The following is a 23,634-nucleotide window of genomic DNA, read 5'->3' on the forward strand; positions in this document are numbered from 1 at the left end:
GAATGGAATTACCTATCAGTAGCTGTATCTACAGCTACATGCTTACCAGAATAATTCCTTAATGCTAAAAAATTATTGCTGCGATTTATGTTGTCTGGTGAACTTTTGCAGGCTCACATTCTCGCAAATAGAATACACTGCATAGAAGAACATCAGCATGAAGATGGTGTATCTGCTGGTATTCGATCTGTTGACAACCGCATAAATAGTAATACCTGCCAGGCAAAGCATCATTCTGGTGATCATTGCACCATAAACACGCAGCATGAAAATACTGTTGCTTTCTGCTTGTACGCCTTTGCGGCTCATGTTGTAAGTAAACGCTGAAAGTAAGGCTAATGCCAGGTTTCCGAAGAGAAGTACGTTGTGATGCACTCCATTATCTAACATCCACTCTTTTAATAAAAATAATGCCCCATTTAATAAAACGAAAAGGCCGATGACTCTAAAATAAAATCTATCCCACATTTCTGTACTAAAGTTGGTAATGAGGGCGCAAAGTTAGGATCAAATCAGTTAATGGCCAAATGATTATCAATATTTTATAGTGCTCTTCCACATATTTTTGTCATAATTAGATATTTATTTTCGGGAGACACGTGTCTCCCGAACTAGTTCATTTCTCTGGATTTCAATACTCAGCAAGGGTTACGGCAATTTCAATAGATATCATTCATTTAAAAACATATATATCAGTCAATCAATAAATTATAATATTAATATATGATACTTTATTGCACCTCCCATTTACCGCTGCCCTTTTCGTTACCTTTATAACAAGTAAATGGTTCCTTTAAAACGGTTCCTATGATTAATTATCAGTTTGCAAAACCGCACCATCCGCTACTCCTACCGTATGTTGAGCAGTTCGTTCAACTGGATGGCAGTGGTACATTCAACAAATCGATGTACTCGCGCATGAGTACATCCATGCTCCTGGACTTTGACCAAGGTACTTTCTATGACGGGCAACCAATGAAAACAAGGCTACTGGGCGTTACAGAGAAGACTATCCATTTCAGTTCTATTAGCCAACATCCTGTTCTTATAGATAAATTCGTTGTCATGTTTACGGCGTATGGCTTAAGCGTATTCACTAAAGTACCAATGCAGGAACTCAGTAATGGCGTTATTGAAGGAACAGCAATTTTTGGAAACAGCTTCCAGCAATTGTATGAACAATTACAACCATTACCTTTCGCAGCAAGGGTTTCACAATTCGAAAGGTTCTTATTGCAAAGGTTTACAGCGCCACATACCAGCCATCAACTTATTTTCAATCTGGCAGATGATATAAAAAATGATGCCAGCAAAAACCCATTTCTTCAATTAAAAAACTTGCCATTAAGTGAACGTCAGCTGGAGCGGAATTTCAAACGATATATTGGAATGAGTGTGGGCCGTTTTCTCCGGGTGTCCCGCTTTGAAAAGGCCCAGCAGTTGCTTGCGGCTCAAACTGGCAGGCGATTAACAGATATCGCACACCTGGCAGGTTATTTTGATCAGGCACATTTTATTTCCGATTTTAAGCGACTAACAGGCGTTAGTCCTAAACGCTTCCGGATATGTTCCCCTGCGCCGCGAATGATGTCGGTCTGATACAATTTCAGATCTGCCAATGGCGATAGTTTTGTAAATAAACGCTATTTGATTTATGCAAAACAGGAATCGCATATTAGTAGTTGGCGCTACTGGCCAGCAGGGCGGCGCCGTGGCACGCGCATTATTGGCGGAAGGATACCTTGTGCGCGGATTTACACGTGATGTAAACAGTTCAGCGGCACAGGAATTAAAGGCCATGGGCGTAGAAATGGTGAAAGGCGATCTTACGAACCGAGTAACTATTGATCATGCCATGCAGGGTGTATATGGCGTATTTCATGTCCATCCGGGCCCATTATCCAGAGACCAGGATGAAGTGCAGGCCGGAAAAAATATAGCCGATGCTGCAAAGGCACATCAGCTTGCCCACCTGGTATATAGTTCCGCCATTGGCGTAGATCAGGCGGATCAAACCGGGATGCAGACGGAGAAAGCAGCCGTTGAAAAGTATATTCAGTCGCTCGGCATTTCCTACACGATCTTACGTCCTTCTTCTTTCATGGAAAATTTCCTGAACCCAAAGTTCGGACTCAAAGGCACTTCGTTTACAACAGCCGCCTACCCCACCACCAAAATGCAGCTCATTGCCCTGGAGGATATCGGCAAACTGGCAGCAATGGCCTTTCAAGCCCCCTTAACCTTTCATCACAGCATCATTGAACTATCGGGCGATACTTTAACGCCTGTGCAAATGGCCGCTGCCATGAGTAAAACCACTGGTATAAACATAGAATATGTACAGCTCCCAATGGAAACCTTGCGACAAATGAATCCGCAATTTGCCAAAGGTTATGCCTTCCTCAATTCCGGAAAAGCCACTCAGGCGGATGAGGAGCATCTTCGAAAAATTCATCCTGGTCTACTGACATTTGAAAAATGGTTGGAGAAGACAGGAGCGAAAAGTATCCAACGTCTTTAACCATCTTTGGGAAAATAAAAAGGTTGTAAGCATTGTACTTACAACCTTTTTCATATTATTTGTAAGATGCCTCTCCATTCTCCAGACTTATTTTTCTCAGAAAAACATAATACCTTTAAGTCTCACATTGTCATTACTTTAATTACTGCCCTTCTATAATGTCAACCGTAGAGGGAATCTTTATTTCAATTTGGCAACCAATAATCATCATAATCGCGCGCTTGTTCCGGAACATGAAGCGAAGTTACTGCTACAATTCTCGGAAGGCGACAAGGAGGCATTTGCAACGCTATATCGGTCTTATCAACCGGTATTGATGCAGATATTGCAACCTTTCAGAGATATAGAAGATCCGGCGGAAGTAATACAGGATATCTTTTATAAACTATGGGCCAAAAAGGAAATCGTGGCTGGTTTGCAGTCTTTCAAAGGATACCTGTACCGGATGGCCAAAAATCGTATCCTGGATATTAAAAAATCCCGGGAAGTCCTGTTGCGGCATGAAACAGGTTATGCCACTATTCAATCCCAGCAATCTACACATATAGAGGAAACACTGATTTATAAAGAGCTTCATGAATATGCTATTCAGGCAATAGCGGAACTGCCCCAAAAACAACAGGAAATATTTACGTTGAGTATACTCCGGGAGATGAGTCGCGAAGAAGTAGCCGCCTTATTAGGGATCTCCCTTTCGGTGGTGGACAAGCAACTCTACCTGGCCCGAAAAGCCGTTCGCAGCCGCATTTTACAGCATGCCGGCGCCCCACCAGGCAGCTGATCTGATATTTTTTTAAAAAAAGTTTCGATTTTCTATCCAAACCATCTTTCGGGCATCGTCTTATATATAATCAACACCATGAACCACCAGGACCTGTATAATAAAATAGCTTCCGGCCAAGCCACTGAGGCAGAAATAGCCGCGTTTAACCAGCATATGCATTCCCTGGAGGGCAATGTGCTGGAACAGGCGATAGATGGCTATATACAGGCAGTAGATGCACAAACCATTACTACTGCAGCGGATGAACAATCGCTGCAACGGTTAATGGCCAAAATTGATCAAAGGGAGACACCTGGTGCCAAGATCATTCGCCTTCCATGGCGGGCAACAGCTGCAGCTGCTGTAATAGCAGGGATGCTGGCTACCGGAGCATGGTATTTTATGCGATCTGCGGAACGTGCGCCGTTGGCGGTGAATCAGGTAATCAAACCTACGGGCAACCAGGCGGTACTTACTTTGGGTAATGGACAACAGGTAGTACTGGACAACACTCAAAAAGGGGCATTATCTATGCAACAAGGTACTGCAGTTGATAGTGGAAAAATTACTTATCAGCCAGGAACGGAAACAGTTGAATACAATACGCTGTCGACTCCCCGGGGCATGCAATACCAGGTGATATTGCCTGACGGCAGCCATGTATGGCTGAATGCCGCCTCTTCATTGAGGTACCCTACTGCCTTTACAGGCAATCAACGGGTGGTGGAACTTTCCGGTGAAGCGTATTTCGATGTGGCGCCCAAAGCGTCCCAAGCATTCCTTGTAAAAACAAGGAACAGCACCGTCACCGTACTGGGAACCGCATTCAACCTGATGGCCTATGATGATGAGACCACCGTGAATACGACCTTAATCAATGGCGCTGTAAAAGTAAATGAGGTAGTACTCAAACCCGGCGAACAAGCCAGCGTTGGTAACCACACCCAGGTAAGTCGCGTAGATACCAGCGAGGTACTGGCCTGGAAAGAAGGCAGGTTTAAATTTAAGAATGCAGATATCAGAAAAATTATGCGCCAGGTAGCGCGATGGTATAACGTAGACATTAGCTATAGCGATAGTATTGAAGTAGAAGGATTGTCAGGAGATGTACAACAACAGCAGCATATCGATCAACTATTAGAAACATTGGAAGCAACAGGTGATGTGAAGTTTATGATATCGGGGAGAAAAATCACTGTCATGCCAGCGAAACACTAACAACCTTTAATTTTTTCAGAAACAGTATATCCCGGATGAATGGTGGCCACATTCATCGCGGCAGGGTATTGCTATTCTCAACCAATAAGTTTAATCAGGATTTGTATGCGATTGCATTCAGTCATCAAAAACCAACCAATCTATTCTCTTATGCGTATGAAGTGGAAAGTCCTTTCTCTGCTACTTGGCCTCCTATGTGTGCAGGTAGCTGTCCGGGCACAACAGGTAACGCTGCAGTGCAATAATCTCCCACTGGAGCAAGTACTGGAAGACATCAGGAAACAGACCGGCTATTCTATTATCTATCATGAAGCGGCCATACAACGCACCAAACCTGTCACCATACAAGTGCGTAACGAGCCCCTAAACACCGTGGTGGAGCGCTGCCTGAAACCACAAGGTCTCACTGCAGTTATCAAAAACAACAGCATCGTTATCACCAGGGAAAAGGAAAACAAAATCAGTACTCCTGACTGTGATACCTGTGGTACAGTGAGCACCAATTATTCCGGGCAGCTCACCAATATCAAGGGTATGCCGTTGGAAGGCGTTCTGGTAGCGGTGAAAGGAGGCCATCAAACTATGACTAACAGCAGCGGTACTTTCCATATCGCTGCTACCTCCGGCCAAAGCGTTATGTTTTACCTGATGGGATACAAACGTATTGTTAAAACACTGGGCAAAGATGTCGCCTTAAAAATAGTGCTGGAAGAAGATGTAAAAGGGCTGAAAGAAGTAACCGTTTATAATACCGGTTATCAGCAAATCAAAGCGGAACAGTTGACAGGTTCAGTAAGCCGCATCTCCTCCAAAGAATTTGAAAGCAGGATCACCAGCGGCAGCATACTCGATGGATTGCAAAACAAACTCCCGGGTCTGATGATCAATCCCAGTATGCAGTTTGAAGGAAATCCCCTGTTTCAGATCAGGGGTATTTCTACCATTTCTGGTAACAAACAACCTTTGATTGTACTGGATGGCTTTCCTACTGAACTTACCTTGGATGCAATAGACCCTAATGAGATCCAGTCTGTCACCATCCTGAAAGATGCGGCAGCAGCAGCTATCTACGGGGTACGTGCTTCTAACGGGGTAATTATTGTGGAGCGTAAAAAAGCAAAAGAAGGTAAAACCGCATTTAATTTTCGTACTACCACCAGCGTTACACCGAAAGAAAACTATACTACGTATCGCTATGCACCGCCGGTATCGCAGTTGAGATATATGAAAGATACGTATTCGGATTACCCGGCTCAAACCTGGAACGACATTAAAGCAAGTCCTTATCCTTATCAACCAGGATCGGAAATATTCATTGACCTGGCTTCCGGCATCATTCAAAAAGACCAGATAGATAAACGTATCACAGACCTGACGGCCTATGACAATACCAGCGATTATAGTCGCCTCTTCAAACGCGCTACTATCAATAATCAATACGATCTCGTATTTTCTGGTGGCACTAAAAATGGACTTTACTACGTCTCCTCCAATTTTACCAACAACAGCGGACCTGACATCAAACAGCGCAACCAGCGTTTTCTGCTTTCCGCTCGTGGTACCTACAAATTCAGCGAAAGGCTTTCTCTTGACATGAGTAATGATTATTTCCAGCTAAATAATTCAGCCGTTCCTGTACCCGATATCAATGAGATCTATCCGTGGGAAAGGTTCCAGGACAATAACGGGAATCCTTTATCCATCTTCACCCGTTCCAATATCAATCCAGTGTATAATAAAGAATTTTTATTGGCCAACGGTTTCAATGATAATCTCTATTATCCACTCAACGAGATCAACCATGTCAGTAATAAAACAACGTCTACTGGCAACAAGATCAGGGCAGAGTTCAAATACATGATTATTAAAGGGCTGTCATTCAAACTGGGAGGGATATACGAAAAGTCCAATACCAGACAAACCTATTTTGCAGATGATAAATCCGCGGCTTCGCGCCAGATGATCAATTATTTTGTAACCCAGGACCCTACTACATCCAAGTTTGTATTCAATATGCCCAAAGGTGGCTATCAAACGCAGCAATTCAATAGCCAGATGGCCTATACGTTGCGTGGGCAGTTCGACTATAACACGGTTATTCACGATGACCACTCCCTTAACTTTATCCTTGGAGCAGAAGGCCGTAATGTAGAAGTATCTGGTACTACTACATCCGCCTTTGGTTATAATGCGCAGACACTGGTTCAAATGCCGGTAGACTTCAATCTGCTGTTCAATCAGATTCAGTATTCTCCATTTACCTATGGCTACTCTCCCGGATCTTATAGTAATTATTTTAATCAATCTTACTCAGACGACCGCTTTCTGTCCGGTTATTTCAATGGAGTGTATAGTTATAAGTCGCGCTATTCCTTATCAGGAAGTATCAGGATTGACCAGTCCAATCTTTTCGGAACAGATCCTAAATACCGTTACAAACCGCTCTGGTCTGTAGGCGCGGCCTGGAACATTTCGAATGAATCTTTCTTTCCTAAAACTGATTGGATCGACTTGCTGAAGCTCAGGGTATCCAAAGGGTTTAATGGTAACGTGTCTAAAAACAGTTTGCCTGTTATCATCGCCAGTGCAACCACCAACAACAGAACGCAACCTATCTCCTCTTCCCTTGATCTGCTGAACCTGCAAAACAGTGCCCTTCGCTGGGAGCAGACAGATAACGGGAATCTGGGAATTGATTTCTCTGCGTTTAACCGTATCCGTTTTAACTTCGACTACTATACGAAAAAAAGCAGGGATATCTTAGCCGCATCGGCCATAGATCCTACCCGTGGCGCATCTTCTGCTACTATTAATGCTGCGTCTATTGATAACAGGGGCTGGGAAGTAAATATTAATGCCGACTGGGTGCATAAAAAGAAGCTCAACTGGAACACTGGTTTCGTGCTGGCACATAATACCAGCAAGGTTATTTCCGTGTACACCAACCCTGGCAGGTATGCTTATACTTATTTTAATGGCGACAAAGCCAATAACTATATCAAGGGATATCCTGTAGGCGCCATGTTCAGCTACCGTTTCGCTGGCCTGAATGATGCCGGTTTACCAACTGTTTATGACAGCAAAGGCATTGTTAAAAAATATGCATATGCCAGCAATGATGAAGGGCTGAATGACCTTACTTACTCTGGGAACTCTATTCCTGTGATGAATGCAGGTTTCAGCAACAGGGTGGACATCGGCCGTTTTTACGTGTACTGTATGGTAGATTTTTATGGCGGTTTCAGGACCAGGATACCACGTCCAACTATGGGTAATGCCAGGCCACTGGCGGGAGCAGAAAATTACTTCCGTAATGCCGGCGATCAGCTGCATACCGATGTAATGGGCTTCTATGACTATACAAAACTCGACAGTTACCATGATTTCCAGGTATACAGCAACTCCGACAAATATGCAGTAAACGGCGCTTACATGCTACTCCGCGACCTGACCGTATCTTATAGTCTGCCAGCTGAAACGCTTAAGCAGCTTAAATTGTCTTCCCTGGAAATCAAACTGCAAGGGACCAACCTGTTTACCAAAGGTTTCAACGATTATAACTATAGTCTCGCCCTGGGCAGCTTCGTACGAACCAGGCTGGTACCTACTTACACCATCGGCTTGTTTGCTAATTTCTAAACTGTGACTCATGAAGAAAAGATATCTGCTATACGCCATTACGGCCTTCACTGCACTGACCACCTCCTGCAATAAATACCTGGATGTGGAGCCAAAAGGCAAGGTGCTACTAAAAACCGTCAACGATTATGACCTGTGGTTAAACAGCAGGAACCTGACCACTTCCGCTGATCAGAACATGAATCTACTTTCTGATGAAGGAGATATCATGACGATCAATCCGCAAAGTGTCAACTCCTCCGACCTGGTGTATTTGTGGCGGGCGCAATACACGCCAGATCCTAATACCTCTCCCCTTTTCTGGGGAAGGCATTACAGCAATATTTACCGTTTTAATGCTGTATTGAATGGCATGAATACCCTGACAGATGGAACTCCACAGGATAAAAGTCGCTTAACCTCTGAAGCGTTGTTGGGCAGAGCATTCGAGTATTTCTACCTCATGAATCTCTATTGTCAGCCTTATCAGGCCAGCAAAGCGGCATCTACCCCTGGCATACCTTTCGTCACCACGAATGAAATTGCCGAGAAAACGCCGCCGAGAGGTACATTGAAAGCCATTTACGATCAGGTAATCAGCGACCTGACCACTGCCATTCCCGGGTTACCAGATAATAATGACGCTAATAAATTCAGGGGAAGTAAAACCGCGGCGTACAGCGTACTCGCACGTGTATACTATTATGGAGGCGATAATGTAAACGCCGACAAGTATGCGAGAATGGTCCTGCAAAATAACAATAGCGTATTTGATTATAACACGGTCACTGCTGGCAACAAGATTCCAGCTATGGTAGTATGTCCACAGGAAATCTATGCTCGTTATGGATCTAGTCCGGGTACCGCGGTGATGGCCTCTCTGGAACTACTCAATTTATACGACAGTACCGATCTGCGGATGAAATACTTCTATCGCAACAGGGCGGCCATGCCTTACACCAAGCGGGGCGTAACAGCGTATGGTAATGGACAAACATCCGAGAACTTTGGCACCTCTGTACCGGAAATGAAACTGATCGTAGCAGAAATAGCGGCACTCAATAACGACCTGAGCACCGCCGTTACACAACTGAACGACATCCGGGTTAAACGCTATCCTGCCGCCGTCTACAAGCCTATTACTGTAACGGACCAGGCTACCGTAATGAGTCAGGTAATGCGGGAACGCCGGATAGAGCTTGCCTTTAAAGGCATTCGCTGGTTGGATATGAGGAAGCTGAGTACAGCCGGCAAGATGCCGTTAATACAACGATTGGATAGTAAATCCGCTGTAATAGCTACTTTAAAACCGAATGATGCAAAGTATACTTTGCAGATACCTTCCGCAGTGATGTTGTTTAATGTGGATATGGAGCAGAATGGATGGGAATAGACTAGTAGGTTAAATTCTTTAGTAAACAGGCCCTCGCTTTGAAAGCGAGGGCCTGTTTTGTATATGAATAATAAATAGAAATCTGTAGGTAGACTACTGTTCCACTTCGGACTCGCTGGAGATCTTTTTGCTATCATAATGCCGGACGGTACCCAGTAAGGCCGGAGCATGAGCGTAGATACGGCAATTGCCCTCCAGCTGGGCAGATAAATAACTTATCAGATAATTCCGTTTAATAATGTCAAAACTTCTGTACTTTCTGGCGAAGGGGCATTTTCATGAACAAGTCTGGAATTTTTATCATAAAGCATATATCTTGGAATAGGAGGAATTTTCAGCTTATCCAACATTCTGGACCTTTTGACATTTGCTACACGATAATGGACTGCATTAGGAATATTCAATGCTTTAATTTTCTCCTTCCATTTTTCTATGTTGTCATCAAAGGACAGATAAAGAAATACAATTGCCTTTCCCTGATATTGCTGCACCAGGTTTTTGGATGCTGGCATTGCAGCTATACATGGGACGCACCAGGATGCCCACCAATCTATATAGACAGGGGTTCCGTTGTATCTCTCCAGCAGTTTCATTAAACTAATGCCGGAGCCATCGACTGCTTCCAGCATGATATCATTGGAGACTTTGGATTTCAATTCATACTTTTCTACGAAATCAGTGTAGATCTGCTTATCTTGCAGATCACGCTCAAACTTTTTCAGGTATTCATCAATTTGATCAACAGTAGCATATTTGACAATATTTGTCATGCTGGCCTTAAGCAATAATTCTCTGGCGCTTCCTTCGTAAATTGTGGATGTTGCTACCGCATCATAGCCAGGTCTGAAATCTCCCACGGTTCCAGTGTTACCCATAGATACTTTATTTAATTTCCCATACCTGCCATTAGCGGATCGAAAAATAAACCTTCTATAGAAGTCATATCTTAGAAGAGAATCGACCATCAATGCCTTTAGCTGTTCGTCGTTCATCTTGTCTAAATCATCCCCTATAGCACGCTTAATAAAATCATATTTTATTCTGTATAGGGCAGCAATACCAGGCAACATGCTTTTATTCCGTACCAGGGAGTCGATTATAGGATAGATGGCATTTATTTCATTGTTCGCCTTGTGCTCCAATTCAGGAGTTGACAGGGGGTCTTTTTTTCGAAGAAGTGATTCTTTTAATTTTATAACTGACAGATAATCGCCGGGAGCTATTCTCTCTCTCCACAGTATTTCCAGGTTAGCATTTTCATGAGTGGTGATAGCATTTGAATGATAGGCATTCGGTTTCCCATCGACAATATCAATATATAATGTATCTCCCGAGGAAAGGAAATAACTGATCTTATCAAGTTGCTTGTAGAGATAGACCAGTTCTATCATTGGATGATCGGGGTGAATATCAATTTGAACTGGCTTATCTCCTTTAGGAATAAGCAAATATTCAATTTTCCCTCCGACCTGATAGAAAAAATTAAATGGCTCACCATTCTCACCGCGTATACTAGGTAATCCACTTATCTTCTTTTCTGACTGGTTATGAACAATGACTATTATAGGCTTTAGTGCAATCGCATTCGCCAGGGAGGGTATGGCTAGTAACAAAAACAGGATTAATCTATAGCTGGCAGAACGGGTTCTATTCATTTAATTTTTAGACAAAAAGTAATTATTCTCTACGAGAATCTCTAAACAAGTTAAGATCGTAATAAGTGACGGGGTCCCTAGCAATAATGCCAATAGCGATAATAAAAAGATCGGCCGCACCCAAAAGTGCGGCCGATCTTTTTATTATCGCTATTATTTTTCTCAAGGATCGATCCTTGTTTCCAGGCTATCCTGTAAGGAAGGACGCAGATTCGACATAATATTATATCCTGTCGCATTTTCGATAGCGCGAACTGTCGTTTTATATTGGGTCCAGTCTGTGCTGATATCGTTACGGTTTGGCGTATTCACTGCAATAACCCTGGTACTGCCATTGATCCTGTTGATGTCGTTACTGCCATTGGGAATAACTACCACAACTTTCCAGATATTGGAAGGAACTGTCACCCGGCCATTGTCGATCGTGTTGGTGACACCACCCAGCGAACCTGTACCTCCCTGTCCATATGAGCCGCAAACGATGTATACTTCGTTGCCAGCGTTGACAAGGCTGCGGGTATAGTTTTCCAGGTTTGCCCAGGTTTGTTGATTATTATTAGGCGCTTGTGGCATCATGTTCGTCATAAGGAAAGTAGCCGAATTAGCGGCGGTAGTAGCTGTTCTGTCGGCAGAAGGACAATTATGCCCACGATCAAATCCAGAGCCAGTATAGCTGCTGTTCTGCACCTGATACCAGGAAGCAGGTAGGGTACTGTCGGCGCGGAAGTCATTACTGCGGGATGCGGAGCCCAGGTCGGATGCCTGGATATGCCAGCTGACCCAGTTAGGCGTACCACGGCCACGACTATACGACAAAGCGTAATAGGCTTTCTCCATCAGGTAATTGTTCTCTGAGGTAATATTTGTGATGGCGTTGCTGGGATTACCTAACAGCAGGTTACTGTCATCAGTTGGATTGCTTCCGCCGGAGCCGCCACTTCCCAGCGTGACATTGACGTCATCGATATTGATCCTGTTGGTTCCTCCGGAGACTTTACGGATGGAGATGCGCAGACTACCTGTTCCAGTAAGATTGAAGGTCGCTGTTTGCAGACTGGTAGTAGTGGTGATTGTACCGCCTTGTTGCGTCCAACTTTGACCATTGTTTGCGGAAGTCCAGAGTTGCCAGGTACTATTTCCATCAGTACCATAAGTACCATGTTTAATAGTGATGGTGATGGCACCGGTGGCGCCTGAAATACTGAAATCAGAGGATAGGGTGCCTGTATTCCGAATGCGGACAGACTTAGACCCATTTTTCAGGTCGGCGGCCAGGTTGCCAATTAAGGCGTCGTCCAATGTCCAGGACCCGCTGTTCAGCGATATACTACCAACAGTATAGGCTGTTTTACTACCGGATTCGAAATCTTCATTCAGAAGGACCGTAGATTCTGTAGTTACGTTACGTGACTGGGAGACATCCTGGGGCTGGATATTTGATTCCTTTCTACAGGAAGAAAATAGCAAGCCTGCCAGGCAAATGATAGTGCAATGCCAGATAAATTTGTTCATGATGTAGTTTTTATAGGTAGCTGTAATATGACGATTTGCTTACGATTCTATCGCTGTGGTGATCAAAGCTACACAGGTTCCATCCGGTTGATGGCAAACGATATAGATTGGAATACTGGCGCTATTTTCCACGCGGAAAACCTGGATGTTACTAAAGTGCTCATTAAGAAATTGATGTAGGGTTTCAAATTTTTGTGCGTTTTCTACTATTGGTTCGTCATTGGGATCTGGTGCGTGCTCTACTTCGTTGAAAAAAACTGTAGGATTTACAGATTTTACTATGTTGGAATCTACCTGATGGCGGGTTGCTAGCGTTGCGGCGACTTCTTCTTCCGTAAGCGGCTCCCATTGCTCGATCGTAAATGGGTACTCAGATTCGCTGTAATACAAAATCCCCGTTACTTTACTCATCAGGTTTTCTAATAAAGAATTCGGTTGCATAGTATGAAATTAACGCTTTCCCTCATTAAATCTTATCAAGTGTAGACTGGTAACAAAACTATAATATACCATGGGAATTAATTGAATGGCGCCGGCAGAATGATCTTATTACACACTCCAGTTATTGAGGAACAGAGAAAGAACAATAGGCATTTATCTTTATATATTTCACGTATTTATACGTATAGGATTTAATTACTATTTAATCTATCTTTGCCATGCAAAAAGAAAAAACTGTCGAACTTCAAAACGAGAACGCCACCAAAAAATGTAATTCCCGTTGTCGGATCTGGATAAACTGTCGCATCCATCCGGATAATTTAATCGATAAGGATTTACTTCCATTAACCATTTAAGGTATACGCTAAGTATATCTAAGAATCCCTGTGAATTATACTAAAGAATATCATGAAATCAAGAAAAATGTCCCTTGCCAAAATCGCTGCTGGCGCTTTATTTGTACTTATTGCAGCTGCCTCCTGTAAAAAAAATAACGATGTAACAGATCCAACTCAGGGAATGCCTGCTTATCTGCCAAGTGTTATCTATTATAATAATCAGCCAGCCGATAGCTTTGTCTATAATGCAGACAACACTGTTTCAAAATTGATCCTGAACGATGGGCCTCGCTTTTATTCATTCGACTATAACTCCAACAAACAATGTATACGTGTGAAGAAATTCTGGAATGGAGATCTACATGCGGGAGTACCCGACGAAGTTGATTCATTGATTTATGTAGGTAACAAGATTAATATGATCACCAGTAATAATGAAGGTCATAGAGATACAACTGTGTTTTCCTACGATGCTAACAATAACCTTGGATTAGTTGGCTCAAAAGACACAGTGAAAACTTCAGACAGGAAGTATGTCACATTTGAAGAGTTCACCAATGTTAACGGAAATCTCAGCAAGTATTACTACTCCTTTTTTAATTCTGCCCTGAATGGATCCGATACATATAAAGGCACAAGGTCCCACACCTATACCTACGACAATCAACAAAATGGTCTCCAGTTGTTTTTTGCGAAAAATCCGTATATGTTTATTTACATGAACTGGGAAGATGACTATCCGTATTTCTCTGCAGGAAAAAACAATATAACTGGTTTCGACATTAAAATTGAGCGTTTGCTTGCTGCCGAATCAGAAAACCAGAAGGCTACTGTTCAAAATACTTATGATCCCGTTACCGGACTGGTAATTTACCAGAAATTTGTCCAGACTGGTTCTGAAAATGCTACCTGGAGCTTTCAGTTTAAATACATAAAAAAGAACTAAGCTGTTAGAATAAATGGCCTGGAATCTACAAGAAATCTGGCCAACCGAAAAAGAGAATCCCGGTTGCCATTGGTAACCGGGATTTTTGTATTAGTTGTGTTAGGTTGAAAATTTTTGGCGCTATATTATCTAGAAAAGTAAGCAGACAAAAACATTTCTACGGGTACTATTCCGCTGTATCTAATTACAACATGATATCTCAGCAGGTGAATGAACTTTTTGTTCTCTTATCTTGTTAACCCATTCACAACTGGATATTTATTCACCCCAAAAAAATAATTTTCATGCCTTACTCTCCTTAGGTAATTAAACCCCTTAATGATGATCTTTCTGACGTAGGCGCAAAAGAATTATTAACCCCAGAAGATAAAGTGATGGCGCATTCAGGAATAACACTTGTAGTGATTAACAGCGTTTGCGGCTGTGCCGAGGGAATGGTACGTCCGGCAATCAGAAGAATAATGGCAGACGAATCTATTAAAAAACCAGGCAGCGTTGTTACTGTGTTTGTGGGACAAGACTTAGATGCAACAACACGATTATGAAATTAATTGGCGGATATGCTGTCTTCTTCCCCAAGTATTGCATTATTTAATATCAGAAAAGCCGGTGCAATTAACCTTATTCCCTGGCTTTTACGCATTGTCTTTCTCTGTTCCCATAATTTATCTATGATTTCTAATTTGTTTTCTTCACCTTTAAATCAGTATAATTATGAGTTCAAATCAATCAAAGCCTAATTATCGTATTACAGAACTTACCAAGTATGGCGTAAAAATATTAGAAACAGCAGACGAAGTTGATCAGGCATTGAAAGAACCTGGCACTTCATTTTTTATAGTTAATAGTGTTTGTGAAAGCACAGATACTATTTTGTTACCAGCATTCAAAATATACATGACTGATCAAGAATTTGCAGACCAAAAACCCGATAGAATGTATTCAGTATTTGCTGGTTTAGATAGAGAGAGTACTAATAGATTAAGACAACATATTGACGATCAGCAACCAGGTCTTCCTCATACTTCCCCTAGTGTGGCATTTTTTAAGGATGGAAAACTTTCATATTATTTGATCCAGCCTATGATTGAAGAACAAAAGCCTTATGGAGTTGCCGCCGATATTGCAAATAACATATTAGACATGCTGTACCCACCGGAAAAAAAATAAATATATAATAATGAAGAGCAGGAAATCTGCTCTTCATTATTCCTGGACTGTTGGTTTACACAGTTTATGAGATAGCGCCTTAGTGCTTCCTAAAATGCAGCGATTCCCAGTAAGGGACTTTAATTGGTTGTAATGATATTGTCAAATACATATATTCGTTCAATAGCATTTATTATAGGATCGAGAACGACTCCTTCATCCTGGTTGGCAAATACCACAATCGAAATTTTTTCATTTGGAAACCTGACATAATTTGTAGAAAAGCCTTTTGTGCCCCCACTATGCGATAGTCTTAGTTTTCCATATTTCTCATCAATGTACCATCCGTACCCATAGGCAATCGAAGGCGTTTCCCAGGCTCTTTTTGTAAAAATTTCTTTTAGTATGTCGGCTTTCACCAGTTTTTCGCCATAAAATGCCTGGTCCCATTTGTAAAAATCATCTAAAGATGTATAAATCCCTCCATCCCCTAATAAGTAACTGTAAATGCTTTGATCCTCCTTCACAAGTTTACCCTCTTTGAAATTATAACCATAGGCTCTGTTAACAATGGTGCCAGTTGTGCTGTTTAATGTGCTATTCAACATATCTACTTTTGCAAACAGGTGGCTTTTAACAAAATCACTAAACGACATACCCGAAACTTTTTCTATGACTAGTTCAAGAAAAACATAACCCGTATTGCTATAAGAAAACCTTGTTCCTGGCTGAAAACGAAGACTATCGGCTGATTCAATTAAATGTAATACATCTGTAGATTTCAAGGGTGTTGTAGTCCCAGACGGAACCAGATCTCCATAATCGGGAAGTCCTGCTGTATGGGTTAATAAATGACGGATCGTGATATCTTTTGCCAAACTGGAAAGACTCGGGAAAAATTTGGGCAATCGATCATTAAGGGACAGTAGCCCTTCATCTTTAAGCATCATAATTGCCATCGCAGTAAACTGTTTTGTTATCGAAGCAATTCTGTAATTAGTTTGGGAAGTAGCGATCACCTTGTTCTCCCTATCAGCATAGCCGAAAGATTTATTGTAAACTTTCCGGCCGTTATTGATAACCAATATACTGATTCCTGAAAAACGGGCTGTATCAAAATTCGCAAATAAGCGGTCAACTGCTGCGCTTTTTTGTGTATCCGAGTTTTGGGATTGCGCATTTACCCCTACCAGAATCACCAGCACAAAAAGAGTTAGAAAAAAAGTTTTCATAATTATTCAGGGTTTATAATCCTCCTTCAATGAAATACAATAAAGAGCTATAATTTTATGTGCTGAAAGCATGGATGATGAGTTTTAGAGGTGGTAATCCCCAATTATTATATCATGCTTTCTTTTTTTACTTAATAACTCGCTACTTGGGTTAATTAGGTCATGCATAAAACTCATAAAGTGTTATTAGAAAGAAAATTCAACGCATTTGTTTAATCTTGATAAATGTTAGCTTCCTGATTAATCGTTGTTAGTCTCTGAAGGTATATAAGTTTCTATAAATCCGAATATAGCCCAAAACTCTCAGGAAATTGCCTTTAAACTAATGCGAGTGTATAATAGGTGTGCCGATGGATTATTACTCGATAAGTTTTTTGTGCTTTCTTCGTTTCGAGGATTCTCAGTGCCTTCCTGTTAAAGTTTCGTTGCTCCTGATTTTTGGGATTGTGACATCTCGAGGGTACGGTAGCTGCCAGAAAACCTTCATTGATTTTGGACTGACAAGAATATATTGATGTATCCATTGATAATAACTTTCGCTCCAGAAGGCGAGGAGAAACTGAAAAATACATCCAAAATGGAGTGTCATTTAGGGTATCATTAAAGTGTCGTAAATAATGGGAAGAAGCGGGAAAACTTGACACCAATAGAAAAAAAATAGGTCGTAAATCAGAGACTTACAACCTATTGACGTGCCCAGAACTGGAACCATATCTTATTGGTTTTCAGTTCCTTTCTGCGGTTACGAGCCGCCTGTGAGCCAATATTTTTTGAGATCTGACGATATTTTACATGATTGTTGCTCCCTTTGGAAACCAAATAGACATCGAACAAAAATAAGAAATTCCTGGTAGTGTTTATTATCTGGTCATCAGAATCTTAAGCGACGATGATGACGCGAGTACTGATAATATCACAGCGGAGCTTTTCTTTCCCATTGCTACTAGATAAAAAACAAAAATACAGCCGCTCCATAGTTGGGCCAGTGAATGTAGAGTTAACAAAAAATGTGAGCTAATCCGGATTAAGCTTGATAAAAATACTTTTAAAGGGGCTTATCAATTTCGTATATTTATAGACGTTGTAGCAGGAGATGTCCAACTTTACCATCAGGATATTGTTGTTCTGGCTGATTAATGATAATAGATGAGTTGTTCCCCAAAGAGCTGAAATATATTTTTTTACGTTCTCTCGCACCTTAGTCCATAAAATTTCTCTATTTAAATGTTGTATCAATAATGCATTTCAAATGTTTGAATTTAAGCTATATTATCCGTCAGCCCTCTTACAAAAGTATGTGCAATATTATGTTGTAACTACTATCTCTGAACTTAAAAATGAATTAGCTGTGCAGGAAATTCTACCGATGGCATTATCCGGCATTCATTTCATGAATATTCCAGGTATTGTTCATTTCAATCACAGTGAAAAAGAATTTGATCCAGCCCCACTTATATCGATGATTGGGCAATTGACAACAAAACGCCTTAATAAATTTTTACTACAAGGAAATATTATTACAGCAATTTTTTCGTCTTTCGGGCTATTTAAAATATGGGGTATACAAATGAGCCATATGTCGAATACTGTTTGTAATGCTTTGGATATATTAAATGCGGCCGGATTAAAATCTTGCTGGGAACAGATGTTTGAAACATTATCGTCTGAACAGTCGATCCGGATACTGGAAAATTTTCTGCTTTCCAATCTGGAAAAAAACGACTTTGAACTACGAAAAATGGATAAGATTGTTGATTGTATCAATGCTAGCAAAGGAAACATAAATATAGATTGGTTAGCCCACGAGTCTAATATGAGCCTCAAAACATTCGAAAGGCACTTTAGTGAGAAAATTGGCCTACCTCCTAAAGTCTTCACGCGGATCATTCGCTTTTCTAATGCAATGAAAATGCTTCAAATGAAGAAAGGAACATTTGAAATCCTGGAAGTCTGCGGTTACACTGACCAATCACATTTAATAAAGGATTTCAAGGCTTTTACCGGAAAATCGCCACGGCAATACTATCCCGGACTACAGGAAATGTTGAGTTTTTTTATGGAGCACTCCATCAAAGAATGACGAATATTTACAATTATAAGTTGATCTAATTTTTGAAATTTATATAAACAATCGGAAGACTTACCACCTGCCCCTTTCTGCGATATTATTTATAAGGTTAGACCCAATCAATCCGATATGTTATCAGAACCGATTACCCGTATACGCCTATATAATAATTCAACTTATAATTTAATAGAATGGCTACTCAACTCACTTTGCCTACACATTTGTGTGTATTTGTCACCTATTTGGAAACAGGACAACCCGTTGCACAGTTACCCGTGTATGCTGAGATCGCGTTACCCAAAATTAAGACGGCCCCACCGCTTGATAGTCGGCTTCGCGAATCTATTTTGGCGGCACTTATCCAACTCAATAATTCTTTGAGTGGAGAACAGCGACAAACCGTTGCAAAGCTGGCAAGCGAAATTTATGCAGTAACAATTGACAATGTCTTTAGTAATCAATTAGTGACAGAATTGAGGTTTGATAGAATTAAGGAATTTTTCTATACTACCTTTAAAGTTGCTTTGGAAGAGTCGAGGCAGCAAAGTTTGATAAACATTCCACCTACCGAACTTGCTCAATATTTGGAATCGGCAATGCGACGTGTTGGTACTGATATGAATTTTAGTTTGAGCCCTAAATTATCCGATACTGGTACAATTTGGGCAGAATCATTGGGTGTATTAGTAACAGACCATGTAGGCTATCTTTCATTTGACTTGAGGCAATTAAACCCACAGGTGCAGAAAATGCTAATAGACGCCATCACCTCACGGCAAAATGACCAAGATGCTAATCCGACCCTAGCTATCTGGATTTATCCGTATGGTACTGGCGGAAAATTTAATGCACTCCAACAGGGTCGTTTTACCGAAGATGCGATAGTCGCACTGTTACAAGTGGATCCATCAACTACCTTTCTACCTGCACTTCCGAACTTCGGAGGAAGAGCGCTTCAGAATCCTGGTCTTACAGATTGGCGTCTTTCACCCGCATCCTTCGCTGCAAACCCTAGTACACTGCTAGGTTCAGATAGTTGTGAACAACTGATGCCAGCAAACCTGGCCCTACAGGAATTTCTGTTACGCCAGGTAGTAAGATTAGCCACAGTACCTGATGGATTTAACCTGCCAGCAGGTTACAAAGCTGCATATGTTGATGAATATAAAGTTTCATGGTATTCCCTGGGTCATTCATTAGGTGAGATACTTTATAGCCTTCCACTTGCTCCGGGAGAAACAGTAAAACTCTCGGTAATAGACTGGTCTTGGGACAGCCTTGTTCATCGCGACGAAACCACCAAACTCACTGAAGAAATTTTACATCAAACGCATCGCGATCGTACAATTACCGAAACCGTGAAAGCAGGGGTAAAAGAATTTCAGCATGGCTCCTCATTCATTGGCGGTGTTGGAAATTCTATTGGTGCAACTGGAGTCTTCGGCCCAGTCACTGCGGCAATAGGTAACGTTTTTAGTTTAGGAGGGTCTACTGCAAGTAGTAGCGGTAGCCGTGATTTGGCAGCAGAAAATGTTCAGCGGATAAATGACAGTTTTGCGCAAGCCAGTTCAGCACAGCGTGAAATAAATTCAACTGTTGTTATCCAAACACATGAAGAACAACAAGAGAAGATACAAACAAGAACCTTTAGCAATTATAATCATAGCCATACGCTTACAGTACTTTATTACGAAGTATTACGGCATTTTAAGGTAAGCGTAGAGTGGGTTCGGCGACGACCAGCCATTCTGGCACAAGTACCGAGAAGGATTAGCAATTTCGATTCACAAACCCTACTTAACAATCGATCAATACTGGAACCTGTTCTCCTTGATCCTGGCCTCAAGGCCGGATTTGATGCGATTGAAAAAATGGAATCCATTCGTTCGTATCAAGTATCTCAAAATATTGTACCCGGCCCATTACCCATCCCTTTTTGGCAAGGAGAAGTTGAATTCAATCTATTTGAAGTGGGCATACACTCCCTAAATAAATCAATGGATAAAGTGGTGATATATGCCATTAGCCGTGACCAGAGTTTACGAGAAAAACGACATGAATTGCATCGTATGTACTATGCAGACAATTATGGCGACCCATATGATATTAATGCTGGTCAGCGTATGGATGAAGGTTCTGCTGTATGGACTCTTGTCAGACCCTTTGATAATATTCCGACTAATCCTGCATTTAAAAGTATTAAATGGAAAGATTTAATTGGCTTCGAGATAGAGAAATGGGGTGATAATGCAGAATGGGCAATAGACTGGATCAAGATTGATGCCTTCGACAATGACGGTAACCGATATGCAATAACCTCTCCAGATGGAAGAAAATTAAACCTTAGATGGTTCAATCGTGAACCCAATGGACAATCATTTACCTGGATAGACCGACCACCCTATCCTCCGGTACAGTCAACAATATTATCACCGGAACAAAGCATGAACCAGGAAGATAATTTTCAAATTAAAAAACTCCTGAAACATGTTGAGCAGCATAAAGAATACTATAATCGTGTAATATTATTGTCTACAGATACAGACAAGATTATTAATGATTTAGATGCATTGCCATGGAGTGCAGGACAAACATTAGCAGATAACGTAGATCCAACTCCGCTAGAAACATTTGGTAACTATATAGCTTACCCGCTTTCGACTAATACTGATAGTATCCAGGACGTACTTGCAGTTGAAGTGGCAACTGCCCTGAACAGCACGGACTTGTCCCGCAGGCAATGGGCAATAGATAAATTGGCACAGATGACACCTGTTCAGCGACAAGAATTTGAAAATATACAGTCGATTATATCATCAAGATCGGAACGCCTTATCACTTTGCCGACCCGCGGTGTATTTGCAGAGGGCAAATTGGGCCATTGCCAAATTTCCGAAGAGATCGATAACACTCGATTCTGGAAATGGGAAAAACACCCAATACCTATCGTAGCGCCAGACATCAATCCAGCTACTCCAATAACACCTCAACCTCAACAAATTTCTGCAACACCCACTGCTTTCCCACAATCTCTGGTGAACATTGTTAATCCTTCAGCTACGCCAGATCCTACAGGCCTGAGTGCAGCACTAAATCTATTAGGTTCTGCAAATCTATTCCGGGATATGTCTGGTAGACAGGAAGTAGCAGATCTTTTAAAGAAAGTTGTGGATGGTTCCATCTCAATTGCAGATGTAGCCAACAAAGCTCGTGAGATCCAGTCAAAATATGGTACTAACCTTGATGGTACAGGTACAAAAAACCAACCAGGAGGAAATACAGTAAATCGCGGTACCCAACAGCCTAAATATTCCAACTTATTCCAAAATGTGGAGGATGTTAACTCTCTTGCCACCGGCATCCGCGAGCAACTGTCTCCCGGGAAGGCCACCCCTATTATCGAACAACTCTATAAAAAGGCAGTAGACCAAACTGGAAGTAATGGAAATGGCACCTCACAATTGATAACCGATCCAACGCAACTCACAGGATCCCTTACCCCGACCAGTATAATACCCTTTACCGGCGGACAACATTTATGCTTCCCTGTTAGTATGTTTCAAGATGTCCAATTCGCCTCAGGTTTTGGTACCATAGCTGAACGTATGATTGAAGCAGATTATTGTGAAACTATGAGCTGCAGTGCTGCTTCGACCTATATCGACAAAAACAACCCGACTGAATACATCGATTTTTTGAAATCACATAATCCTACACTTGGTACTAATCCGGATGCTCCAAGTCTGCCGAAGGCTGTAGCCGACGGAATCAAGCGCCCAGATATCCTATGCGATGATGGCACACGGAAAGACTTTTACGAGATCAAGCCAATGTCTGTAGCAGGTGCTGCAGCAGGTGTAGCCAAACTTGCATTCATCAAAAAATTTATGTCCCAATTCAGCCTTCCTTATGTCGCGGGCGAAGCATATACACCGTCAAAGGAGATTCCAATTCTGGCAGGCAATCTTTTGGGTGAGCCTATTTCCGTCACTTTAAACGTGCAACGTTATGTACCGGGCATTATTACTTACACCATTTGCTTACAAGGTAACTTAGCGATCTTGTTGGGTAAGATCTCCCTGGCAGCAATACTGGCGTGGATTGCAACCCAACTTTTAACTACGACAGTTGGTGGAGTATTGGTCGTGTAAGTTTTTCTTTATGATGCTAACTCACCATTCCGCAAATAGATTATTTAATGATCAATTTGTTAAATCGGTTAATAGCTGCTTTCGTTTTGCAATTTTGATTGTAGAGGTAATTTTAAATTCAATAACGCCTATTTTCCTCATTAATTCAAATAATAACATATCAGGAAAAACAATAAAAGTGAGTATCGGGAAATGTTATTTTGAATTTTTTAAAGTGTCGCAAATAATGGTAAGTTAAAAAGTGCAGATTTCTGACACTCGCGAAAAATAAAAAAGGTTGTAAATCATTGATTTACAACCTTTTATCGTGTGCCCAGAACTGGATTCTTTACAGTCTGGTTTTCAATATCTTACAAGTAAAGTGCGTCAAAATTGTGTCGTGATATGAACGAACTCTAATTTTATCCGATTCTGCGCTCTTTCTCCCTATCGGTTCAAAATTAACAGAAATCCAGTTCATTATCAAAATATATAAAATTAGCTCTAAGATCGCAAGTGGACATTTTATAAAAAAGACTTAAGTTTATAGCTCATCCAGTATACTATGTAATTTTTTCATGTAGCACGTGTACAAGAATAAAAAGTATTTGTTGGTAGTGGTTTTAAAATATTGTACATTTTTAAGTACA

General features: G+C 41.4%; 16 protein-coding genes. 11 read left to right on the top strand and 5 right to left on the bottom strand.

Annotated features, from left to right (window positions below; translation table 11 throughout):
* Positions 1-72: 72 nt before the first annotated feature.
* Complete coding sequence (locus CLV59_RS16130) at positions 73-390, bottom strand: hypothetical protein (protein ID WP_111593091.1); 318 nt, start codon at positions 388-390, stop codon at positions 73-75.
* Positions 391-807: 417 nt separating this feature from the next.
* On the opposite strand from CLV59_RS16130, the gene CLV59_RS16135 reads away from it, so the two are divergent.
* The 6 genes from CLV59_RS16135 (at position 808) to CLV59_RS16160 (ending at position 9,513) form a co-directional block, all read left to right on the top strand.
* Complete coding sequence (locus tag CLV59_RS16135) at positions 808-1,599, top strand: AraC family transcriptional regulator (protein ID WP_111593092.1); 792 nt, start codon at positions 808-810, stop codon at positions 1,597-1,599.
* A gap of 55 nt (positions 1,600-1,654) precedes the next feature.
* A complete protein-coding gene (locus tag CLV59_RS16140) occupies positions 1,655-2,521 on the top strand; it encodes an NmrA/HSCARG family protein (RefSeq protein WP_111593093.1) in 867 nt (288 codons plus the stop codon).
* 190 nt (positions 2,522-2,711) lie between these two features.
* The gene (locus CLV59_RS16145) at positions 2,712-3,302 is read left to right on the top strand and encodes an RNA polymerase sigma factor (protein ID WP_170137778.1); all 591 of its coding nucleotides are present in this window, start codon (positions 2,712-2,714) and stop codon (positions 3,300-3,302) included.
* A 78-nt stretch (positions 3,303-3,380) separates the two neighbouring features.
* On the top strand, positions 3,381-4,502 hold the full coding sequence (locus CLV59_RS16150; protein WP_111593095.1) for a FecR family protein: 1,122 nt from the start codon (positions 3,381-3,383) through the stop codon (positions 4,500-4,502).
* 156 nt (positions 4,503-4,658) lie between these two features.
* Positions 4,659-8,141 (top strand): SusC/RagA family TonB-linked outer membrane protein, encoded by a 3,483-nt coding sequence (locus CLV59_RS16155; protein ID WP_211323912.1) that lies wholly within the window; start codon positions 4,659-4,661, stop codon positions 8,139-8,141.
* A 10-nt stretch (positions 8,142-8,151) separates the two neighbouring features.
* Positions 8,152-9,513, top strand: a complete 1,362-nt coding sequence (locus CLV59_RS16160; RefSeq protein WP_111593097.1) for a RagB/SusD family nutrient uptake outer membrane protein — start codon at positions 8,152-8,154, stop codon at positions 9,511-9,513.
* A gap of 218 nt (positions 9,514-9,731) precedes the next feature.
* On the opposite strand, the gene CLV59_RS16165 is transcribed toward CLV59_RS16160, so the two are convergent.
* From CLV59_RS16165 to CLV59_RS16175, 3 genes are all read right to left on the bottom strand, one after another.
* Positions 9,732-11,168, bottom strand: a complete 1,437-nt coding sequence (locus tag CLV59_RS16165) for a TlpA family protein disulfide reductase (RefSeq protein WP_111593098.1) — start codon at positions 11,166-11,168, stop codon at positions 9,732-9,734.
* Positions 11,169-11,330: 162 nt separating this feature from the next.
* Entirely contained in the window at positions 11,331-12,680 is a 1,350-nt protein-coding gene (locus CLV59_RS16170; RefSeq protein ID WP_111593099.1) for a DNA/RNA non-specific endonuclease, read from the bottom strand.
* Positions 12,681-12,719: 39 nt separating this feature from the next.
* On the bottom strand, positions 12,720-13,121 hold the full coding sequence (locus tag CLV59_RS16175) for a nuclease A inhibitor family protein (protein ID WP_111593100.1): 402 nt from the start codon (positions 13,119-13,121) through the stop codon (positions 12,720-12,722).
* Positions 13,122-13,529: 408 nt separating this feature from the next.
* On the opposite strand from CLV59_RS16175, the gene CLV59_RS16180 reads away from it, so the two are divergent.
* From CLV59_RS16180 to CLV59_RS16190, 3 genes are all read left to right on the top strand, one after another.
* Positions 13,530-14,405, top strand: coding sequence for a hypothetical protein (locus tag CLV59_RS16180; RefSeq protein WP_146616215.1), 876 nt, complete (start codon positions 13,530-13,532; stop codon positions 14,403-14,405).
* Between the two features lie 305 nt (positions 14,406-14,710).
* A complete protein-coding gene (locus CLV59_RS29455) occupies positions 14,711-14,950 on the top strand; it encodes a BrxA/BrxB family bacilliredoxin (RefSeq protein WP_111593102.1) in 240 nt (79 codons plus the stop codon).
* A 169-nt stretch (positions 14,951-15,119) separates the two neighbouring features.
* Positions 15,120-15,575, top strand: a complete 456-nt coding sequence (locus CLV59_RS16190; RefSeq protein WP_111593103.1) for a BrxA/BrxB family bacilliredoxin — start codon at positions 15,120-15,122, stop codon at positions 15,573-15,575.
* A gap of 119 nt (positions 15,576-15,694) precedes the next feature.
* Here CLV59_RS16190 and CLV59_RS16195 read toward each other — a convergent pair whose 3' ends face one another.
* On the bottom strand, positions 15,695-16,786 hold the full coding sequence (locus CLV59_RS16195) for a serine hydrolase domain-containing protein (protein WP_111593104.1): 1,092 nt from the start codon (positions 16,784-16,786) through the stop codon (positions 15,695-15,697).
* Positions 16,787-18,035: 1,249 nt separating this feature from the next.
* On the opposite strand from CLV59_RS16195, the gene CLV59_RS16200 reads away from it, so the two are divergent.
* The gene (locus CLV59_RS16200; protein WP_111593105.1) at positions 18,036-18,866 is read left to right on the top strand and encodes a helix-turn-helix domain-containing protein; all 831 of its coding nucleotides are present in this window, start codon (positions 18,036-18,038) and stop codon (positions 18,864-18,866) included.
* A gap of 179 nt (positions 18,867-19,045) precedes the next feature.
* Positions 19,046-23,005 (top strand): hypothetical protein, encoded by a 3,960-nt coding sequence (locus tag CLV59_RS16205; protein ID WP_111593106.1) that lies wholly within the window; start codon positions 19,046-19,048, stop codon positions 23,003-23,005.
* Positions 23,006-23,634 lie beyond the last annotated feature (629 nt).

The sequence above is a fragment of the Chitinophaga dinghuensis genome (genome assembly GCF_003259435.1).
In the GTDB taxonomy this organism is placed as follows: Bacteria; Bacteroidota; Bacteroidia; order Chitinophagales; family Chitinophagaceae; genus Chitinophaga; species Chitinophaga dinghuensis.

Bases quoted from the DNA above. Each gene is read 5' to 3' on its own strand.
- CLV59_RS16130 (WP_111593091.1), bottom strand. From the start codon at position 390: ATGTTAGATAATGGAGTGCATCACAACGTACTTCTCTTCGGAAACCTG.
- CLV59_RS16135 (WP_111593092.1), top strand. From the start codon at position 808: ATGATTAATTATCAGTTTGCAAAACCGCACCATCCGCTACTCCTACCG.
- CLV59_RS16140 (WP_111593093.1), top strand. From the start codon at position 1,655: ATGCAAAACAGGAATCGCATATTAGTAGTTGGCGCTACTGGCCAGCAG.
- CLV59_RS16150 (WP_111593095.1), top strand. From the start codon at position 3,381: ATGAACCACCAGGACCTGTATAATAAAATAGCTTCCGGCCAAGCCACT.
- CLV59_RS16155 (WP_211323912.1), top strand. From the start codon at position 4,659: ATGAAGTGGAAAGTCCTTTCTCTGCTACTTGGCCTCCTATGTGTGCAG.
- CLV59_RS16160 (WP_111593097.1), top strand. From the start codon at position 8,152: ATGAAGAAAAGATATCTGCTATACGCCATTACGGCCTTCACTGCACTG.
- CLV59_RS16165 (WP_111593098.1), bottom strand. From the start codon at position 11,168: ATGAATAGAACCCGTTCTGCCAGCTATAGATTAATCCTGTTTTTGTTA.
- CLV59_RS16170 (WP_111593099.1), bottom strand. From the start codon at position 12,680: ATGAACAAATTTATCTGGCATTGCACTATCATTTGCCTGGCAGGCTTG.
- CLV59_RS16175 (WP_111593100.1), bottom strand. From the start codon at position 13,121: ATGCAACCGAATTCTTTATTAGAAAACCTGATGAGTAAAGTAACGGGG.
- CLV59_RS16180 (WP_146616215.1), top strand. From the start codon at position 13,530: ATGAAATCAAGAAAAATGTCCCTTGCCAAAATCGCTGCTGGCGCTTTA.
- CLV59_RS16190 (WP_111593103.1), top strand. From the start codon at position 15,120: ATGAGTTCAAATCAATCAAAGCCTAATTATCGTATTACAGAACTTACC.
- CLV59_RS16195 (WP_111593104.1), bottom strand. From the start codon at position 16,786: ATGAAAACTTTTTTTCTAACTCTTTTTGTGCTGGTGATTCTGGTAGGG.
- CLV59_RS16200 (WP_111593105.1), top strand. From the start codon at position 18,036: ATGTTTGAATTTAAGCTATATTATCCGTCAGCCCTCTTACAAAAGTAT.
- CLV59_RS16205 (WP_111593106.1), top strand. From the start codon at position 19,046: ATGGCTACTCAACTCACTTTGCCTACACATTTGTGTGTATTTGTCACC.